The organism is Georgenia satyanarayanai, from assembly GCF_009193135.1.
Lineage (GTDB): Bacteria > Actinomycetota > Actinomycetes > Actinomycetales > Actinomycetaceae > Oceanitalea > Oceanitalea satyanarayanai.
Map to the genome: position 1 here is coordinate 127,955 of NZ_VUKC01000004.1, position 19,287 is coordinate 147,241.

General features: G+C 73.4%; 18 protein-coding genes. 13 read left to right on the forward strand and 5 right to left on the reverse strand.

Translation table 11 applies throughout. The features are described 5' to 3' along the window. Positions 1–70 precede the first annotated feature (70 nt). Positions 71–1,582 carry an SIR2 family protein gene (locus GD632_RS07225; protein WP_152190387.1) on the reverse strand — a complete coding sequence of 504 codons (1,512 nt, stop codon included), beginning with the start codon at positions 1,580–1,582 and terminating at the stop codon, positions 71–73. Between the two features lie 138 nt (positions 1,583–1,720). On the opposite strand from GD632_RS07225, the gene GD632_RS07230 reads away from it, so the two are divergent. The 6 genes from GD632_RS07230 (at position 1,721) to GD632_RS07255 (ending at position 7,996) form a co-directional block, all read left to right on the forward strand. Continuing rightward, positions 1,721–2,518 carry an SDR family NAD(P)-dependent oxidoreductase gene (locus tag GD632_RS07230; RefSeq protein ID WP_152190389.1) on the forward strand — a complete coding sequence of 266 codons (798 nt, stop codon included), beginning with the start codon at positions 1,721–1,723 and terminating at the stop codon, positions 2,516–2,518. A 44-nt stretch (positions 2,519–2,562) separates the two neighbouring features. Further along, positions 2,563–3,486 (forward strand): quinone oxidoreductase family protein, encoded by a 924-nt coding sequence (locus GD632_RS07235; RefSeq protein WP_152190391.1) that lies wholly within the window; start codon positions 2,563–2,565, stop codon positions 3,484–3,486. Between the two features lie 46 nt (positions 3,487–3,532). Continuing rightward, on the forward strand, positions 3,533–4,303 hold the full coding sequence (locus tag GD632_RS07240; RefSeq protein ID WP_152190394.1) for an LLM class F420-dependent oxidoreductase: 771 nt from the start codon (positions 3,533–3,535) through the stop codon (positions 4,301–4,303). Then, on the forward strand, positions 4,293–5,249 hold the full coding sequence (locus GD632_RS07245) for a DUF368 domain-containing protein (protein ID WP_152190396.1): 957 nt from the start codon (positions 4,293–4,295) through the stop codon (positions 5,247–5,249). Before GD632_RS07240 ends, GD632_RS07245 begins: the two co-directional genes overlap by 11 nt. Before the next feature lie 61 nt (positions 5,250–5,310). Next, positions 5,311–6,948, forward strand: a complete 1,638-nt coding sequence (locus tag GD632_RS07250) for a RecQ family ATP-dependent DNA helicase (protein ID WP_152190398.1) — start codon at positions 5,311–5,313, stop codon at positions 6,946–6,948. Between the two features lie 34 nt (positions 6,949–6,982). Further along, on the forward strand, positions 6,983–7,996 hold the full coding sequence (locus GD632_RS07255) for a PHP domain-containing protein (protein ID WP_152190401.1): 1,014 nt from the start codon (positions 6,983–6,985) through the stop codon (positions 7,994–7,996). A 20-nt stretch (positions 7,997–8,016) separates the two neighbouring features. Here GD632_RS07255 and GD632_RS07260 read toward each other — a convergent pair whose 3' ends face one another. Further along, on the reverse strand, positions 8,017–8,457 hold the full coding sequence (locus GD632_RS07260; RefSeq protein WP_152190403.1) for an acyl-CoA thioesterase: 441 nt from the start codon (positions 8,455–8,457) through the stop codon (positions 8,017–8,019). Between the two features lie 152 nt (positions 8,458–8,609). On the opposite strand from GD632_RS07260, the gene GD632_RS07265 reads away from it, so the two are divergent. From GD632_RS07265 to GD632_RS07295, 7 genes are all read left to right on the forward strand, one after another. Beyond that, positions 8,610–9,551 carry a 5'-3' exonuclease gene (locus GD632_RS07265; RefSeq protein WP_152190405.1) on the forward strand — a complete coding sequence of 314 codons (942 nt, stop codon included), beginning with the start codon at positions 8,610–8,612 and terminating at the stop codon, positions 9,549–9,551. Between the two features lie 104 nt (positions 9,552–9,655). After that, on the forward strand, positions 9,656–10,993 hold the full coding sequence (glnA, locus tag GD632_RS07270) for a type I glutamate--ammonia ligase (protein WP_152190408.1): 1,338 nt from the start codon (positions 9,656–9,658) through the stop codon (positions 10,991–10,993). 6 nt (positions 10,994–10,999) lie between these two features. After that, positions 11,000–14,044 (forward strand): bifunctional [glutamine synthetase] adenylyltransferase/[glutamine synthetase]-adenylyl-L-tyrosine phosphorylase, encoded by a 3,045-nt coding sequence (locus tag GD632_RS07275; protein WP_152190410.1) that lies wholly within the window; start codon positions 11,000–11,002, stop codon positions 14,042–14,044. A 131-nt stretch (positions 14,045–14,175) separates the two neighbouring features. Then, positions 14,176–14,610 carry a hypothetical protein gene (locus tag GD632_RS07280; RefSeq protein ID WP_152190412.1) on the forward strand — a complete coding sequence of 145 codons (435 nt, stop codon included), beginning with the start codon at positions 14,176–14,178 and terminating at the stop codon, positions 14,608–14,610. A gap of 46 nt (positions 14,611–14,656) precedes the next feature. After that, positions 14,657–15,337 carry a histidine phosphatase family protein gene (locus GD632_RS07285; RefSeq protein ID WP_152190414.1) on the forward strand — a complete coding sequence of 227 codons (681 nt, stop codon included), beginning with the start codon at positions 14,657–14,659 and terminating at the stop codon, positions 15,335–15,337. A gap of 46 nt (positions 15,338–15,383) precedes the next feature. Continuing rightward, positions 15,384–15,887 carry a metallophosphoesterase family protein gene (locus GD632_RS07290; RefSeq protein WP_152190416.1) on the forward strand — a complete coding sequence of 168 codons (504 nt, stop codon included), beginning with the start codon at positions 15,384–15,386 and terminating at the stop codon, positions 15,885–15,887. A 35-nt stretch (positions 15,888–15,922) separates the two neighbouring features. Continuing rightward, the gene (locus GD632_RS07295) at positions 15,923–16,504 is read left to right on the forward strand and encodes a GNAT family N-acetyltransferase (RefSeq protein ID WP_152190419.1); all 582 of its coding nucleotides are present in this window, start codon (positions 15,923–15,925) and stop codon (positions 16,502–16,504) included. A gap of 50 nt (positions 16,505–16,554) precedes the next feature. Here the strand turns inward: GD632_RS07295 and glnA (GD632_RS07300) are convergent, their stop codons facing one another. From glnA (GD632_RS07300) to GD632_RS07310, 3 genes are all read right to left on the reverse strand, one after another. Then, the gene (gene glnA / locus GD632_RS07300) at positions 16,555–17,979 is read right to left on the reverse strand and encodes a type I glutamate--ammonia ligase (protein WP_152190421.1); all 1,425 of its coding nucleotides are present in this window, start codon (positions 17,977–17,979) and stop codon (positions 16,555–16,557) included. A gap of 136 nt (positions 17,980–18,115) precedes the next feature. Further along, positions 18,116–18,484: an RDD family protein gene (locus GD632_RS07305; protein WP_226924723.1), complete on the reverse strand. Its 369-nt coding sequence runs from the start codon at positions 18,482–18,484 to the stop codon at positions 18,116–18,118. A gap of 2 nt (positions 18,485–18,486) precedes the next feature. After that, positions 18,487–19,209, reverse strand: a complete 723-nt coding sequence (locus GD632_RS07310) for a DUF4191 domain-containing protein (protein WP_152190423.1) — start codon at positions 19,207–19,209, stop codon at positions 18,487–18,489. Positions 19,210–19,287 lie beyond the last annotated feature (78 nt).

The following is a 19,287-nucleotide window of genomic DNA, read 5'->3' on the forward strand; positions in this document are numbered from 1 at the left end:
CCCCCACGCCGTGATCGTGCGCTGATCATGGCACGGCGCCGTCCGTACGGGAACGACTTCGCACCGCTTCTCAGCGAGCCCGGTCTCCGCCGGGGGCGGCGAGCGCCCGGGTGAGGGCCTCCCACGGCGGGCCGAGCGAGGCCACGCGGGCGTGCAGCTCGCGCGCCGCCCGGGCCGTCTCGCGCTCCTCGTCCGAAGCGAGGAGATTGGCGTAGCGCGGGTCGAGGAGGTGATGGTTCCCGGCGGCGTGCGCGGCGAGGAGGTCGAGGACGATCGCCAGGTCGCGGGACTGCTCCTCCGGCCGCTCCCGCTCCGAGGCGGCGACGTACTCGAAGACGCCCTCCCACAGGCGGGCCTTGCCGCCCACGTGCCGGCGGTCGACGACGGTGCCCAGCGGCGGGCGCGAGTCCTCCCCGCGGGGCCCCTGCTCCCGGAAGTCGACGACCTCGTGGGCCAGGCGCAGGAAGTTGTCGTCGGTGAGCGAGGCGCCGACGACGAGCAGGTGCCGGGTGAGCAGGAGAGCCTGGACGACCGAGCCGAGCGGCCGCGAGCGGGAGTCGTAGCGGACGAAGTCGCTGCGGGTGAGGACGATCCCCGCAGGGTCGCCGACGTCGCCGTGCATCTTGAGCACCCACGGGCTGCCGCTGACCGGCTGTCCGTAGGGCAGGGCGGGCACGGCGCCGCTGCCCTCGATGTCGCGGGCAGCGCTCTCGTAGAGAGCGTCGTAGTTCGTCGTGACGATCTCCCGGCAGCCCAGGGCCGCGAGCAGGCTGTGGGTGATGGCGTACCGGTTGACGCTGGAGGTCTCCCGGGCGACGGCGGCGCCGAAGTCGGCGCCGAGCTCACGGCGCAGCAGCTCGGCCCGGTCGAGCGGGGAGGGGACGTCGTCGAGGTCGACACCGGACTGGTCGGCGATGGTCGCGATGAGCGACTCCCAGGAGGGCAGCCCCGCCGCCATGCTCACCCCCGCCCCGATGAAGAGCGCCAGCTCACCACGGCGGGCGCGCGCGGCGAGGGCGCGCGCGGCGTCGGCCGGCTGCGTCGCGACATCCGGCTCCAGCCCGTGAACGAGGCGCGCGGACTGGAAGGCGGTGTAGTCCGAGGCGGTGGCGGCGACGATGACGACGTCGAGGTCGTGGGCGGCGACCGCGTCCTGACAGGTGGCGAGCTGGGCGTCGACGACGGCGCCCGTCACGTCGGCGAAGCCGCCGCCCCCGGTGCCGAGCGTGGGCAGCGCGACGAGCAGCTTCGCGCGGCCGGCTCCTGGGGTGAGCCCTGCCGCGGCGACGTCGGTGAGCGCGCTGCGCAGCCGGCCCATGACGGCGCGCAGCTCACTCGCGGTGTCGCCCGTCCCACGCACGACGTCGACGAACCACGCCGGCTGGAGGAGGCTGGGGGAGCGGCCCCGGCCGACGCCGCGCTCCCTCCAGCCCTCCGGCTCGAGCGCCGCGACCTCCGCCCCGTCCACCCCCAGCGCCGCGTGCCAGGCCTGCTCGACGACGAACTCACGGTCGGTGGGCACGACGATCGCGTCGCAGTCCAGGTGCCCGATCCGGCCCTGGACGACGAAGACGTGCCCCATGCGCCGACGCTACCCGGCGCGGCTCTGGCGCGCTCGTGCACAACTGGTGGACAACGCTGTGGACAGCCGGGCGCCCACCGCGCGCCGCGCCACCTGCCCGCCTACCGTGGGCCGCACCCACCAGACCCGGGAGGACCCATGTCAGCCACCCAGTCCGACCACCCCCTCGCCGTCGTCACCGGCGCCTCGACCGGGATCGGCCGCGAGGTCGCCATCCTCCTGGCCGAGCAGGGCTACGACCTCGTCATCTGCGCGGACGAGGAGGCCATCCACACCGTCCTGCCCCAGTCCCCGGGACTCACGGTCGAGCCGGTCCAGGCGGACCTGTCCACCTACGACGGCGTGGAGGACCTCCTCGACGCCGTGGGCGACCGCGACGTCGACGCGCTCGTCCTCAACGCCGGCATCGCCGTGGGCGGGGCCTTCGTCGAGACGTCCCTCGACGACGACCTCACGCTCATCGGCCTCAACGTCAGCGCCAACGTCCACCTCGCCAAGCGCCTCCTCCCCCGGATGGTCGCTGCCGGACGCGGGCGCGTCCTGCTCACCGGCTCGGTCACGAGCATGATGCCGGGGCCCTACTACGCCACCTACAGCGCCTCCAAGGCCTTCGTCCTCAACTTCGCCCAGTCGGTGAGGTACGAGCTGCGGGACACCGGTGTCACGCTCACGACGATGATGCCCGGTCCCACCGACACCGAGTTCTTCGCCCGCGCCGGCATGGAGGATACGCGGGTGGGACGCACCGACAGCAAGGACGACCCCGTCGAGGTCGCCCGGGACGGCGTCGCCGCGATGCTCGAGGGCAAGGACGACGCCGTCGTCGGGTCCACGGTGCGCAACACCCTCATGTCACGGGCCACGAAGCCGTTGCCCGAGCGGACCAAGGCGGCGACCCAGGCCCGGCTCACCAAGCCGGCGGAGGAGGACGGGTGAGCGTCGGGCGGGCGGGGGCTCCGTCGTCGCCCTAGCGTGGGCAGATGAGAGTCATCGGAGTCACCACGCCGGGCGGGCCCGAGCAGCTGGAGGTCCTGGACCGGCCCCTGCCTCGGCCCGGGCCGGGTGAGCTGCGCATCGCCGTCGTCGCGGCTGCCGTCAACCCCACCGACACGGTGCTCCGCGAGCGAGGCGCCGACGGCCTCGAGGCGCCGTGGATCCCCGGGATGGACGCGGCCGGCGTCGTCGACGCCGTCGGGAAGGGGGTCGAGCTCGCGCCGGGCGACCGCGTCGTCGCGATCCTCGACCCGCGTACCCCGCGCGGCGGTGCGTACGCCGAGCTCGTCGTCGTCCCCGCCAACGGCGTCGCCCGGCTCCCCGACGACGTCGACCTCGTCGCTGCGTCCTCCCTCCCGCTCAACGCGCTGACCGCGCGCCGCTGCCTCGAGGTGATGCGCGTGCCGCCGGCCGGCACTATCGCCGTGACGGGCGCGGCGGGCGCGGTCGGCGGGTACGCGATCGAGCTCGCCAAGCACGCGGGGCTGCGGGTTGTCGCCGACGCCAAGGACGAGGACGTCGCGCTCGTCGAGTCCTTCGGCGCCGACCTCGTCCTGCCCCGCGGGCAGGGCTTCCCGCAGGGCGTCCGCGAGCACGAGCCGGGCGGCGTGGACGCGCTGCTCGACGCCGCGGTCATGGGCGCCGCCGTCCTGCCGGCCGTGCGCGACGGTGGTGTCGTCGCCTGCGTGCGCGGCTTCGACGGGGAGCCCGAGCGCGGCATCGACGTCTACACCGTGACCCCGGCCGACTACGTGCACGACGCCGCGGGGCTGGCCGAGCTCGTCGACCTCGCCGCGCGCGGGGTGCTGTCGCTGCGCGTGGCGCGGACCCTGCCCGCGGAGCAGGCCGCGGAGGCGCACCGGCAGCTTAAGGCGGGCGGCACACGGGGCCGTCTGGTCCTCACCTTCTGACGGGCTCGGTGCGCGGGCCGTCGGTCGTGGCTGGCACGATGGCGCCATGACCCATCCCGTGAGGATCGCCGTCCAGCTCCAGCCCCAGCACGCCGACTACCGTCAGATCCGCGACGCGCTCCTGCGCGTCGAGGACGCCGGAGCGGACGTCGTCTTCAACTGGGACCACTTCTTCCCGCTCACCGGCGAGCCCGACGGCAAGCACTTCGAGTGCTGGACGATGCTCGGCGCGTGGGCGGAGCAGACGAGCCGCGTGGAGATCGGCGCGCTCGTCACGTGCAACAGCTACCGCAACCCCGACCTGCTCGCCGACATGGCCCGCACGGTGGACCACATCAGCGGCGGGCGGCTCATCCTCGGCATCGGGGCGGGCTGGTTCGAGCGCGACTACGACGAGTACGGCTACGAGTTTGGCACCCCCGGCTCGCGGCTGGCGGACCTCTCGCAGGCGCTGCCCCGCATCAGGGAGCGCTGGGCGCGGCTGAACCCGCCGCCCACCCGGGACATCCCCGTCCTCGTCGGCGGGGGAGGAGAGCGCAAGACCCTGCGCTACACCGCCGAGCACGCCGACATCTGGCACAGCTTCGCGGACCTGGAGACCCTGCGGCACAAGAGCGCCGTCCTCGACCAGCACTGCGCCGACGTCGGGCGCGCCCCTGGCGAGATCGAGCGCTCGGTCGCCGTCAAGGGCGACCCGCGCGAGAGCGGCGAGGCGCTCGTGGACGCCGGGGCGACCCTCTTCACCGTCTCGGCGAGCGGCCCCGACTACGACCTCTCCTCCCTGCGCGACTGGGTCGCCTGGCGCGATGCCCGCTGAGCCGCGCGAGGCCGTGCGCCCGCCCGCCCCCCGTCACGCCCACCAGCCGGTGCCCCAGCTGCTGCGTGGCTTCCTCATGGGGGCCGCCGACATCGTCCCAGGTGTCTCCGGCGGCACCATCGCCCTCGTCCTGGGGATCTACGAGCGACTGGTCCATGCCATCTCCACGGCGTCCTCCGCGCTCGGTGCCCTCGTGCGCGGTGACCTCCGGGGGACAGGGCGCCGGCTGGCAGCCGTGCCCTGGGTCTGGGTCATCGCGCTGCTGGCCGGCATCGGCACCGCCATCGTCCTGCTCTCCGCGCCGCTCGAGCGGTTGCTGGCGGACCGGCCCGAGGAGATGGCGGGGCTGTTCTTCGGCCTCATCGTCGGGGCCGTGGTCATCTCCTGGCGGCTGGTCAAGCGGCCCAGCCCCCGTCTCGCGCTGGTCGCGCTGGTGGCGGGAGCGTCCTTCGCGCTCTTCCTCGGGCTGCAGGAGGCCACCCACGCCTCGGGCACCGAGGCGGTGACCCGCCCGGCGTGGGTCTTCTTCCTGGCCGGGGCCGTGGCGATCTGCGCGATGATCCTGCCCGGTATCAGCGGCTCGTTCATCCTCGTCCTCCTCGGGATGTACGCCGAGGTGCTCGGCGCGGTCAACGAGCGGCAGATCGGCGTGCTGCTCGTCTTCCTCCTCGGAGCGGGCCTGGGACTTGCGGCCTTCTCCTCCCTGCTCACCTGGCTGCTCGAGCGGTACCACGACCTCGTGCTCGCGGCGCTCATCGGGCTCATGCTCGGCTCCCTGCGGCTGCTGTGGCCGTGGCCGCACGGTCTGGAGAGCACCGAGCTCGGCGCCCCTACGGGCTCCGTCGCCGCCCCGGTGCTGCTCGCGCTCCTCGGTCTCGCCGTCGTCGTCGGGGTGGACCGGCTGGGCCGTGTCCGGGCCGCCCGGCGCGAGTCGGCACCCGCCTGAACCAGCCGCCGACGGGTCACTCCCGCTTGCCGACCCCAGCGACGCGCCGGACCGTTGGGGGATGACCACACGCGACCAGCTGCGGGACATCGCTCGCGGCCAGTTCGGCTGGGACGACCTGCGGGGCGGGCAGCTCGAGGCGATCGAGGGTGCGCTCGAGGGCCGCGACGTCCTGGCGATCATGCCCACCGGCTACGGGAAGTCGGCGATCTACCAGGTGACGGGCGTCGTCCTGCCCGGGGCGACCGTCGTCATCTCCCCGCTCATCGCCCTCCAGGGGGACCAGATCGCCGGGATCACCGACGCGCCGGAGGCGCCTGACGCCGTCGCCCTCAACTCCGCGCTGCCGGCGGCGGACCGCAAGGAGGCGTGGCAGGCCGTGACAGCGGGGGAGGCGGAGTACCTCTTCCTCTCGCCCGAGCAGCTGGCGAAGGAGGACGTCGTGGCCCGGCTCGCGGACCTCAAGCCCTCGCTCGTCGTCGTCGACGAGGCGCACTGCGTCTCCGCCTGGGGTCACGACTTCCGGCCGGACTACCTGCGCCTGGGCCACGCGATCGACCGGCTCGGCCGCCCGCCGGTCATCGCGCTCACGGCGACGGCGGCGCCCCCGGTCCGTGACGACATCGCGGCGCGGCTCGGGCTGCGCGACCCGCTCCTCATCACCCGCGGCTTCGACCGCCCCAACCTCGAGCTGCGCGTGGTCCGGCACGTCGACGCCACGCGCAAGCGGCGAGCCCTGCTCGAGGACGCCGCGACCCTGCCCGGACCGGGGCTCGTGTACGCCGGGCGGCGCAAGGACACCGAGAGCCTCGCGGCGGACCTTGCCGAGCGGGGTCTGCGCGCCGCGGCCTACCACGCCGGGATGCGCGCCACGGACCGGCAGCAGGTGCACGAGGACTTCTCCGCGGGCCTGCTCGACGTCGTCGTCGCCACCTCCGCGTTCGGCATGGGCATCGACAAGGCCGACGTGCGCTTCGTCCTCCACGCCGACCCGCCCGGCTCGCTCGACAGCTACTACCAGGAGGTCGGGCGCGCGGGCCGGGACGAGGAGCCGGCCCTTGCCGTGCTCCACTACCGGCCCGAGGACCTCGGCCTGCGGGCGTTCTTCGCGACCTCCGGCGCCCGCGAGGAGGACCTGCGGGCGGTCCTCGGCGCGGTGCGCGAGGCCGACCGTCCGCTCGGCGCGACGGCGCTGCGGAACGCGCTGGAGCTGCCGCCGCGACGGGTGACGGCAGCCGTCAACCTGCTCCAGGAGGTCGGCGCGGTGCGGCAGACCCGGCGCGGGGTCGTGGCACGCGGGAAGCAGCGGGCGGGTGACGTCGTCGCCCTCGCCGAGGAGCACACCGAGTCGCGCCAGCGGGTGGAGCGCTCGCGTGTGGAGATGATGCGCGGCTACGCCGAGACGCTGTCCTGCCGCCGCGAGTTCCTCCTCGGCTACTTCGGCGAGGACTACCCCGGCCCCTGCGAGAACTGCGACACCTGCGCCGCCGGGACCGCCCAGGAGCGCGCCGCCGGGGGCACGGCCCCGGCCGGTGACGGGCCGGGGAGGCAGGACGAGGTGGTCCACGGCCAGTGGGGCCGCGGCACGGTGATGAGCACCGAGGACGACCGCCTCACCGTGTTCTTCCCCGACGAGGGCTACAAGACCCTGTCCAGGCAGGTGGTCGAGGAGCAGGGGCTGCTGCGGACGGCGGACTGAGCACGGACCGCCGCGGCGTCGTAACCTTCCGCAGATGGACCCGGTAGCGGCGCTCAAGCGCGTGGCCTACCTGCTCGAACGGGAGCGGGCCGAGGCCCGCCGTGCCACCGCGTTCCGCAAGGCGGCCGCCCGGCTCGGGGAGCTGGACGCCCGGGAGCTCGAGCAGCGCCTCCGCGCCGGGACGCTCACCGAGCTGCGCGACGTGGGACCGAGGACGGCGGCCGTCGCGATGGACGCGGCCCGGGGGGAGGTCCCCGCCTACCTCGCCGGCCTCGAGGAGCGGGCCGGGACGCCGCTCGCCGAGGGCGGGGAGGAGGTCCGCGGCTGGCTGCGCGGGGACCTGCACTCCCACTCGGAGTGGTCCGACGGCGGCACCCCGATCATCGACATGGCGCGCGCCGCCGCCGAGCTCGGGCACGACTACCTCGCGCTCACCGACCACTCGCCCCGGCTCACCGTCGCCCGCGGGCTGTCTCCCGAGCGGCTGCGGGAGCAGCTCGAGGTGGTCGATCGCCTCAACGCGGAGCTCGCGCCGTTCCGGATCCTCACCGGCATCGAGGTCGACATCCTCGAGGACGGCGGGCTCGACCAGGAGCCCGAGCTGCTCGCCCGCCTCGACGTCGTCGTCGCCAGCGTCCACTCCAAGCTGCGCATGGACAGCCGGGCGATGACGCGGCGGATGGTTGCCGCCGTCGAGCACCCCCTCGTCGACGTGCTCGGGCACTGCACCGGGCGGCTCGTCACCGGCGGTCGCGGCACCCGCCCCGAGTCGGAGTTCGATGCGGAGGCGGTGTTCCGGGCGTGCCTGGACAACGACGTCGCCGTCGAGCTCAACTCACGCCCGGAGCGGCTCGACCCGCCCACGCGGCTGCTCGAACGCGTCGTCGAGCTCGGGTGCCTCGTGGCCATCGACACCGACGCCCACGCACCCGGCCAGCTGGAGTTCCTCGACCACGGCTGCGCACGCGCCGCGGACGCAGGCGTGCGGCGCGAGCGCATCGTCAACGCGCTGCCCCCCGACGAGCTCCTCGCCTGGACCAACCGCTAAGAGCGCGCTGCCTCGGCGGCTCAGCGCGGGCGCGGCTCGTGGATGTCGGGGCGCAGGCGCTCGGGGATGCGGTCGCGGTCGAAGGTGATGTGCGTCTGGCCGTGCGCGGTCGGGCGCCCGTCCTCACCGAGGTTGACGAAGACGAGCGAGTCGATCGTGAGGATGCTGTGGCGGGTGAAGAGGTTACGCACCTCGGCGCGCATCGTCAGCGACGTCCGCCCGAAGCGGGTGGCGCGCAGGCCCATCTCGACGATGTCGCCCTGGGTGGCCGAGCTGAGGAAGTTGATCTCCGACATGTACTTCGTGACGACCCGCTCGTTGCCGAGCTGGATCATCGCGTAGATCGCGGCCTCCTCGTCGATCCACCGCAGGAGGCTGCCACCGAAGAGGGTGCCGTTGGCGTTGAGGTCCTCGGGGCGGATCCACTTGCGGGTGTGGAAGTTGATGTCGTCGGAGTGCATACGTCCAGGCTAGGTGCGCGACCCGGCACGGACCCGGCGAGGTGGGCGTGCGACCCGCCACGGTTCCGGCGGGGCAGCGGGAAGGGGTGGTGTGCGCGCACACACCGACTCCTCCCGCCTCCGTGCACCTGCCGATCTGGGAGGATCACCGCATGAGTGACCAGCCCGGACCGCTGCTTCTCCTCGACTCCGCCTCCATGTACTTCCGGGCGTTCTTCGCGTTGCCCGACACCATGACGGCGCCGGACGGCACACCGGTGAACGCCGTCCGCGGCTTCCTCGACGCGATCTCCCGGCTCGTCGAGGCGCACCGGCCCTCCCGCGTCATCGCGTGCTGGGACGACGACTGGCGCCCCGCCTTCCGGGTCGAGGCCATCCCCTCCTACAAGGAGCACCGCCTCTCCGACGACGGCGGTGAGGAGGTCCCGCCCGCGCTCACCACCCAGGTGCCCGTCATCGTCGACGTGCTCGCGGCACTCGGGATCCCGCGGCTCGGCTCACCGGGTTACGAGGCCGACGACGTCATCGGCACGCTCGTCGCCCGCGAGGTCGCGGCCACGGACCGCGCCCCCGAGGTCCTCGTCATGACGGGGGACCGGGACCTGTTCCAGCTCGTCGACGACGACGCCCACGTCACCGTCCTCTACCCGGTGCGCGGTCAGAAGGAGCCGCAGCGCATCGACGAGGCGTGGCTCCGGGAGAAGTACGGGGTCGACGGCGGGCAGGCCTACGCCGACATGGCGACGCTCCGCGGCGACCCCAGCGACGGACTGCCCGGCGTCGCGGGCATCGGGGAGAAGACCGCCGCCTCCCTCCTCGCGCAGCACGGCACGCTCGCCGGGATCGTCGACGCGGCGAACGACGCGCGGTCGTCCCTCACCTCCACCCAGCGCAAGCGCATCCTCGCGGCGGCCGACTACCTCGCCGTCGCGCCGACCGTCGTCCAGGTGGCGCGCGACGCGCCGGTCGCCGAGGAGCGCGGGGAGCTGGCCGACGTGCCCGCGGACGGCGACGCCCTGCTCGAGCTGGCCGGGCGGTGGGGCCTGGAGTCCTCGCTCAGGCGCCTTGTCGACGCCTGCTCCGCGGTCTCCTGACCCCGCGCGACCACCGGGTGGCTCGCTGACCGGGGATGGCGGCCGGGAACTGTACTCTCGGGCGCAGAGGGTGGCAGGAACGCGACGACGAGAGGAAGCCGCCGATGGACAGGCAGCAGGAGTACGTGCTCCGGGCGATCGAGGAGCGAGACATCCGGTTCATCCGGCTCTGGTTCACCGACGTGCTCGGCGTGCTCAAGTCCGTGGCCATCGCGCCGGCCGAGATCGAGGCCGCGTTCTCCGAGGGCATCGGCTTCGACGGCAGCTCCATCGAGGGCCTCACCCGGGTCTACGAGGCGGACATGCTCGCCAAGCCGGACCCGTCGACCTTCCAGCTGCTGCCCTGGCGCGGGGACGAGAACGGCGTCGCCCGGATGTTCTGCGACATCCTCACTCCCGACGGTGAGCCGGCCCGTTCCGACCCCCGCAACGTCCTCAAGCGCACGCTCGAGCGCGCCAAGGACGCCGGCTTCACCTGCTACACCCACCCCGAGATCGAGTTCTACCTCTTCGAGCAGCGGCAGAGCCCCGACGCCCCGCTCGTGCCGATCGACACGGCCGGCTACTTCGACCACGTCGCCCGCGGCACCGCGCACGACTTCCGCCGCGACACCATCACGCTGCTCGAGTCCATGGGCATCTCCGTGGAGTACTCCCACCACGAGGCCGGTCCCGGGCAGAACGAGATCGACCTGCGCTACGCGGACGCGCTGTCGACGGCTGACAACATCATGACGTTCCGCACCGTGGTCAAGGAGGTCGCCCTCCAGCAGGGCATCATGGCCACCTTCATGCCCAAGCCGCTCATCGAGGCGCCCGGCTCCGGGATGCACACGCACTTCTCCCTCTTCGAGGGCGACGCCAACGCCTTCTACGACCCCGCCGGGCAGTACCAGCTGTCCTCGTCCGGGCGCTCGTTCATCGCCGGCCTGCTCCACCACGCCGCCGAGATCACCGCCGTCACCAACCAGTACGTCAACTCCTACAAGCGCCTGTGGGGCGGGGGTGAGGCGCCGAGCTACGTGTGCTGGGGCCACAACAACCGCTCCGCGCTCGTCCGCGTGCCGATGCACAAGCCGGACAAGGGCCCCTCCACCCGCGCCGAGTACCGGGCGCTGGACTCCGCCGCCAACCCCTACCTCGCCTTCGCCATGCTCATCTCGGCCGGTCTCAAGGGGATCGAGGAGGGCTACGAGCTGCCCGACGGCGCCGAGGACAACGTGTGGGCGCTGTCGGACGTCGAGCGCAAGGCGATGGGCATCAAGCCGCTGCCCGGGAGCCTGGAGCAGGCGCTGGAGGTCATGGAGTCCTCCGAGCTCGTCGCCGAGACCCTCGGCGAGGACGTCTTCGAGTTCTTCGTCCGCAACAAGCGCCAGGAGTGGACCGAGTACCGCTCCCAGGTCACCCCCTACGAGCTGCGTAGCCTGCTGCCCGGCGTCTGACCTGCCGTGCGCGCCCCCACGCCCACCCAGGAGCTGCTCCGGCTCGGGTTCACCGACCCGCGCCGCGCGGCGGGCCTCCTCGGCGAGCCGGTCCTCGCCGAGCCGCTCGCCCGCGCGGAGGACGCCGGTGCGCCGCTCCCGGCCGCGCTCGGGCAGGTGGCCGACCCGGACCTCGCCCTCCTCACCCTGGTCCGGCTGCTCGAGGCGGCCCAGGACGACGACGGCGCCCCGGACCTCACCGCCGTCCTCGCGGCCGACGGTGGTCACCGGCGGCGGCTGCTCGCCGTCCTCGGGTCCTCCAGCGCGCTGGGGGACATGCTGGTGGCGCGCCCCACCGACGCCGCACTCCTCGCCGACGAGCACGCCGAGGGCGTCCTCGACCTCACGCCGCAGGACGAGCGGGAGTGGGCGCTGCAGGCCGTGGGCGCCGACCCGGCCGACCCCGCACCGGTCGCCACGGTCACCGGCACGGACGGCGTCGAGGCGCTGCGCCGCTGCTACCGCCGCCGGCTGCTCGAGGTCGCGGCCGCCGACCTCACCAGCCCGGACCCGCTCGCCGCCTTCCCCGCCGTCGCCGGCGCGCTGTCCGACCTGGCCTCCGCGGCGCTCGAGGCGGCCCTGGCCGTCGCCCGCGCGGACCTGCCCGACCACGGCCGCGGCACGCGCCTCGCCGTCCTCGGCATGGGCAAGACGGGTGGGCGCGAGCTCAACTACATCTCCGACGTCGACGTCGTCTACGTCGTCGCCCCCGGGGAGGGTACCGACGAGGACGAGGCGACCGCCGTCGGCGCCCGGCTCGCCGGCGCGCTGGCCAAGAACGTGAGTGGCGCCGTCGGGGCGGAGCCGCCGCTGTGGCCCGTCGACGCGAACCTGCGCCCCGAGGGCAAGGACGGCCCCCTCGTGCGGACCGTCGCCTCGCACGTCGCGTACTACGAGCGCTGGGCCAAGACGTGGGAGTTCCAGGCGCTGCTCAAGGCGCGGCCGGTCGCCGGGGACGCGGCGCTGGGCGCGGAGTACGTCGCCGCCGTCGAGCCCTTCGTGTGGTCGGCGGTGGGGCGGGAGAACTTCGTCGAGGACTCCCAGGCGATGCGTCGCCGCGTCGAGGACACGATCCCCGCCGCCGAGGCGGAGCGGCAGCTCAAGCTCGGGCGTGGAGGTCTGCGCGACGTCGAGTTCACCGTCCAGCTCCTCCAGCTCGTCCACGGCCGCACCGAGGAGGCGATCCGCACCGCCGGCACCCTCGATGCGATCGCCCGGCTCGCCGAGACCGGCTACATCGGGCGCGACTCCGCCGAGCGGCTGGACGAGTGCTACCGCTACCTGCGCGTGCTCGAGCACCGTATGCAGCTGTACCGGCTGCGCCGCACGCACGTCATCCCCACCGGCGAGGCTGACCTCCGGCGCCTGGCGCGGGCGCTGCCGGGGGAGGGGCAGCGCAGCGCGGAGGCCCTCGAACGCCGGCTGCGCACCGTGCGGCGCGAGGTCCGCGACCTCCACGAGGACATCTTCTACCGGCCGATGCTCCCGCTCATCGCCCAGCTGAGCCACGCGGACGCGCGGCTGCGCCCCGAGGCCGTGCGGGAGCGGCTCGCCGCGATCGGCTACCGCGACCCCGCCGGAGCCGTCCGGCACCTCGACGCGCTCACCGCCGGGGTCTCGCGCACCGCGGCGATCCAGCGGCAGATCCTGCCCGCCATGCTCGGCATGTTCGCCCGCGGTGCCGACCCCGACGGCGGGCTGCTCGCCTTCCGCAAGGTGTCCGAGGCGCTCGGCAGCACCCACTGGTACCTCCAAATGCTCCGTGACTCGGGCGTGGCCGCCCCGCGGCTCAGCTACCTCCTCGCGACCAGCCGGTACGTCGCCGACGGACTGGAGGCGCTGCCCGAGGCCGCCGTCTGGCTGGGGGAGGACGAGCCGCTGCGCCCGCGCACGCCCGAGCAGCTGGCAAGGGAGGCCGCCGCCCTCGTCCGCCGCCGCCCCGCACCGGAGGAGGCGGTGCGAGCCGTGCGCTACCTGCGGCGCCGCGAGCTCCTGCGCGGCGCCGTCGGCGACGCCCTCGACGGCGTGCGCGACGACCGCGACCGCACCGTCCTGTCCGTGGCCGCCGACCAGGCGCTGACGACGACGCTTGAGGTGGCGCTGCGCCGCGCGGCCGAGCAGCGCGGGCTGGCGGCCTCGCCCACCCGCTTCGGGATCGTCGCGATGGGCCGCCTCGGCGGGCAGGAGATGGGGTACGGCTCCGACGCGGACGTCCTGTTCGTCCACGAGCCGCTCGAGGGCGAGGACGACGACGTCGCCCAGGAGGTCGCCGTCGCCGTCGCCGGGCACGTGCGCGCCCTCCTCGGGAACCCGGGCCCCGAGCTGCCGCTGCCGGTCGACTCCGCGCTGCGTCCGGAGGGGCGCAACGGGCCGATGGTCCGCTCCCTCGCCTCCTACGCCCAGTACTACGAGCGGTGGGCCGAGCCGTGGGAGCAGCAGGCGCTGCTGCGGGCGCGGCCGGTGGCCGGGGACGCCGGCCTGCTCGAGCGCTTCTGCGCGCTCATCGACCCCTACCGCTACCCGGCCGACGGTCTGGACGACCGCGCCCTGCGCGAGCTGCGGCGCGTCAAGGCCAGGGTCGAGTCCGAGCGCATGCCGCGCGGCGTCCCGGCCAGCCGGCAGCTCAAGCTCGGGCGCGGCGGCCTGTCGGACGTCGAGTGGACCGCTCAGCTCCTCCAGCTGCAGCACGCCGGGCGGGTGCCCGAGCTGCGGACCCCGCGCACGGTCGAGGCCCTGGCCGCCGCGCGTGACGCCGGCGTGCTGGGGGAGGAGGACTGCGAGCTGCTCGTCACCGCGTGGACCCTCGCCTCGCGGCTGCGCGCGGGGATCGCCCTGGCCACCGGCCGGGTCACCGGCGCGAAGATGGACGTCCTGCCGCACGACCCCGCCCAGCTCACCGCCGTCGCCCGCCTCCTGGGCTACGGCCCCGGCGAGTCCGTCGACCTCGAGGAGGACTACCTCCGCGCCACCCGCCGCGCACGCGCCGTCGTCGAACGCATCTTCTTCGGGTAGCGAGGACCCCCTCCCGCCGACAGCCGACTTGTCGCCGAGAGCGGACTTGTCACAGCGGACACCTCCCGGCGAGAGCGGGATCCTTCCACCCCACCCCGCCCCGGCCGGCCCGCCGGGCGTAGGTTGGCGCCATGAGCCAGTCCATGCGCCCCACCGACACGCCCGTCGACGAGTTCATCGCCGCGAACGACCCGGACGGCTCCCTCGCCACGCTCGACCGGGTCATCACTGCGGCGCTGCCCGGCGCGACCCGCGTCCTGTGGCAGGGCGTCTTCTGGGGCGGCACCGACCAGTCGATCATCGGCTACGGCGCCACCGTCCAGCCCCGCCCGCGCGGCGCCGACGTCGAGTGGTTCCTCGTCGGCCTCGCCCGGCAGGACAAGTACCTCAGCCTCTACGTCAACGCCGCCGAGGGCCGCGAGCCCCTCGCCAAGCGCTACGGCACGCGCCTGGGCGCCACGAAGGTGGGGGCCGCGAGCATCTCCTTCCGCTCGGCCGACGTCCTGGACCTGGCGGTTGTCGACGATATGGTCCGGCACGCCGGTCGAGTCATGGAGTGGCACTGACCTTCCCGTCACCTCCCGTTCGCCCGGCTGGGTCATGATGGGAGGCATGCGCCTCATCCTCGTCCGCCACGGCCAGACCAGCTCGAACGTCGCCGACCTGCTCGACACGGCCGAACCCGGCGCCGACCTCACCGAGCTCGGCCACCGGCAGGCCGCGGCTGTCCCGCGGAGCCTGGCCGACGAGGACATCGACGTCGTCTACGCCTCCACACTGGTGCGCACCCAGCAGACCGCCGCGCCGCTCCTCGCCGAGCGCGGACTCGAGCTGCGCGTCCGCGACGGCATCCGCGAGATCGCGGCGGGTGAGCTCGAGATGCGCGGGGACGAGGCGTCGATCCGCGCCTACGTCGGCACGATCTTCAGCTGGGCGGACGACCCGCTCCGCCGGGTGCCGGGCGGGGAGAACGGGCACGACGTGTGGCAGCGCTTCGACGAGGTCGTCGCCGAGGTGCACGCCGACGGTGCCGGGACCGCGGTGCTGTTCAGCCACGGCGCCGTCATCCGCTCGTGGACGGCCGTGCGCGCGGAGAACGTCACCGGCGAGCACGCCGCCTACCACCCGATCAGCAACACCGGCGCCGTCGTGCTCCAGGGCAGCCCGCGCGAGGGCTGGTGGTGCGAGCTGTGGGAGGGCGAGCCCCTCGGTGGTGACCGCGTGGGTGACGCGGCCCACGACGGCCCCGCCGCCGACCCGGCACCCGCGCAGGCGGTTCCCGCCGAGTCCTGACAGCCGGCGCGCGCGTGCCGGCACGTCGCCGTGGCACCGTGGACGCATGCGCGTCCTGCTGCTCGCCGACACCCACGTCCCCAAGCGCGCCCGGCAGCTGCCCGAGCAGGTGTGGCAGGAGGTCGAGGCGGCGGACCTCGTCGTCCACGCGGGCGACTGGGTGGTGCCCGAGCTGCTCGACGAGCTCGAGGAGCGCTCCGCGGCGCTGCTCGCCTGCTGGGGCAACAACGACGGCGCCGAGCTGCGCCGCCGGCTCCCCGAGGTCGCGCGCGCCGACGTCGAGGGGGTGCGCATCGCCGTCGTCCACGAGACGGGCCAGTCCCGCGGTCGCGACGATCGGATGCGGGCCGCCTACCCGGACACCGACCTGCTCGTCTTCGGCCACAGTCACATCCCGTGGGACGGCACCGCGGACGGCCTGCGCCTGCTCAACCCCGGCTCGCCGACCGACCGGCGCCGTCAGCCGCACTGCACGTACCTGACGCTCGCCCTCGGGGCGGGGAAGATCTGCGACGTCGAGCTGCACCGGCTGCCGCCTCGAGCCGCGTAGGCTGCCGCGGCACGCACCCACCCGCACGGAGCTCCATGACCGACACCGCCCTGCCCCCGCACCCGCTGCACACGGAGCGTCTGACGCTGCGGGCGGCTGTCCCCGGGGACACCGACCTCACGTGGCGCTACCGCCGGCTCGACGAGGTCGGTGAGTGGCTGACCAGCCGTCAGACCGACCTGTCAGCCCACCGGGCCCACGTCACCGACCCGGTCCGGCTCGGTCTCACCCTCGTCGTCCAGCTCGGGCACGGACCCGAGGGGACGGTCATCGGCGACCTGATGCTGCGGCGGACCGACGGCTGGGGGCAGACCGACGTCGCCGACCGCGCCGCCGGGACCGAGGTCGAGCTCGGCTGGGTCCTCGACCCCGCCCACCGCGGGCAGGGCTACGGCACCGAGGCCGTCCGGGAGCTGCTGCGGTACAGCTTCACCGAGCTCGGGGTCCGCCGCGCCGTCGCCAACTGCTTCCTCGCCAACGAGCCCTCGTGGCGGCTCATGGAACGGGTGGGGATGCGCCGCGAGGCGCACGCCGTCCGCGACTCGCTGCACCGCTCTGGGGAGTGGCTCGACTCGCTCGTCTACGCCGTCCTCGCCGAGGAGTGGTTCAGTCCGTGAACGACCCAGCCCCCGGCACCGATGACGGTGCCGGGGGCTGAGGACGCGGTCTAGATGTCGAAGTACATCTCGAACTCGTGCGGGTGAGGACGCAGCCGCAGCGGGTCGATCTCCTGGGTCCGCTTGTACTCGATCCAGGTCGAGATGAGGTCGGGGGTGAACACATCGCCCTCGGTGAGGAAGTCGTGGTCAGCCTCGAGGGCCAGGAGCGCGCCCTGCAGCGAGTCCGGGACCTGCTCGATCTGCGCGTGCTCCTCCGGCGGGAGCTCGTAGAGGTCCTTGTCGATCGGCTCCGGCGGCTCGATGCGGTTCTTGATGCCGTCCAGGCCGGCCATGAGCATCGCGGAGAAGGCGAGGTAGGGGTTCGCCGACGGGTCCGGCACGCGGAACTCGATGCGCTTGGCCTTGGGCGAGGTACCCGTCACCGGGATGCGGATGCACGCGGAGCGGTTGCGCGCCGAGTACACGAGGTTGACCGGCGCCTCGAAGCCCGGCACCAGGCGGTGGAAGGAGTTCACCGAGGGGTTGGTGAAGGCGAGCAGCGCGGGCGCGTGCTTGAGCAGGCCGCCGATGTACCACCGTGCCATGTCGGACAGGCCGCCGTAGCCGCGCTCGTCGAAGAACAGCGGCTTGCCGTCCTTCCACAGGCTCTGGTGGGAGTGCATGCCCGAGCCGTTGTCACCGAAGATCGGCTTCGGCATGAAGGTCGCGGTCTTGCCGTTGACCCACGCGGTGTTCTTGATGACGTACTTGAACTTCATGACGTCGTCGGCGGCGGCACGCAGCGTGTCGAAGCGGTAGTTGATCTCCTGCTGACCGGCGGTGCCCACCTCGTGGTGCGCGCGCTCGACCTCCAGCCCGACCTCCTGGAGGACGGTGACCATCTCGTCGCGCAGGTCGGCCATCTGGTCGTTGGGGGAGACCGGGAAGTAGCCGCCCTTGTAGCGCGTCTTGTACCCGAGGTTGCCGCCCTCCTCCTCGCGGCCGGTGTTCCAGGCGGCCTCGCTGGAGTTGAGGGAGTAGAAGCTCGAGTGCTGGTTCGTCGCGAAGCGGACGTCGTCGAAGATGTAGAACTCGGCCTCGGCACCGAAGTAGACGGTGTCGGCGATGCCGGTGCTGCGGAGGTAGGCCTCGGCCTTGGCCGCGATGTTGCGCGGGTCGCGGGAGTAGGCCTCATCGGTGAAGGGATCGACGATCGAGAAGTTGACGACGAGCGTCTTCTCCTTGCGGAACGGGTCGATGAAGGCGCTCGTCACGTCCGGGATGAGCTTCATGTCGGACTCGTGGATCGCCTGGAACCCGCGGATCGAGGAGCCGTCGAACATGAGGCCGTCGGTGAAGGCGTCAGCCGCGAAGGACTCGACGGGGATGTTGAAGTGCTGCATCACGCCCGGCAGGTCACAGAAGCGGACGTCGACGAACTTGACGCCCTCCTCCCGGGTGAAGGCGATGGCCTCCTCGGCATTGCTGAACATGTACCGCTCCTCTGGCGTGGGAATTCCGGGGGGACCGTCACGGTCCCGACGGGCAGGACGTTATCGACATCGCGTTTCGTCGTCGTCACCCCTATGTGTCCGGCATGTTACGTGGACGACGACGGCGAGGGCTCGGTCAGCCGCGCACGATCCGTGTGCCGGCCCACACGTCGTGCAGGCCGCGCCCGTCCAGACCCCAGACGACTGCGGGGATGACGAGGCACAGGCTCGCGGTGCGGATGAGCACCTGGAGGGGGCGCGCTGCGCCGCCGTCGACGGCGCGGACCCGCAGCCCCAGGAGCGTGTGGCCGATGGTGGCCCCGCGCGTCGCGAGCAGGAGAATCGTCATGACGGCGAAGATGCCGAGGGTGGCGAGCGCGTTGTTGTCGAGGAAGCCCGCGGAGATCGCCGTCGCGACCCCCCAGTCGACGGCGAGGGCGATGATGCGACGGCCCAGCGGCGCGGGGGCGGTGCTCCCGGCCGTCCCGGACTGCTCCTGTCTCACGCTCAGCGCCCGCGCATGCCCTTGCGGTCCGGGCGGGCGCGCAGCGGGTCGACGCCCTTGGGGATCGGCGGGCGCGAGGACTGGAGCGCGCGAAGGCGCTTGGCCACCGCCGCGACCTCGGCCTTGGTGAGAGTCGGCTTGAGCTTCTGGATGGTGCGCACGAGCTTCGGCAGCGGGGTCTGGCCCTCGTCGCGCCCGACCTCGACGAGGTGGACAGTGACGTTCGGGGCGACTCGCGCGACCTTCCTGCGCTCCCCCTCGAGGAGGCGCTTGACGCGGTGGCTGGGTCCCTCGCCGACGAGCACGACGCCGGGACGGCCGACGGCCCGGAAGACGACGTCCTGGGTGCGCGGGTCGATGGCGACCGGCTGCTCCTCGATGTTCCACCCGCGGCGGATGGTCCCGAGGGCGGAGGCGGAGGCGCCGGGTGTGCCCTCGATGCGCGAGTAGGCGGCCCGCTCGGCGCGCCGCGAGAGGAGGAGCATGACGACGATGAGCGCCACCGGCAGGCTCAGGAGTGTCACGTACACCGGGTGACCGACGGCCAGGCCGATGACGAGCCCGAGGGCGATGATCCCGACGAAGGAGCCGAGCAGCCACCAGACGATCGAGGGCTGCGCCTCGCGGGTCATCTGGAAGACTTCCCACAGCTGGTGGTACCAGCGCTTCTTCTTCTGCTTCGGCGCGGCGCCCTCGGCGGCGTCCTTCTTCTTCTTCAGGGCCATGATCGCCAATCCTACCGGCCCCCGGACGTCACCCTTCCGCCCCCGGGCCTGTGGATGACACCAGCGGGCCGCGGCCTG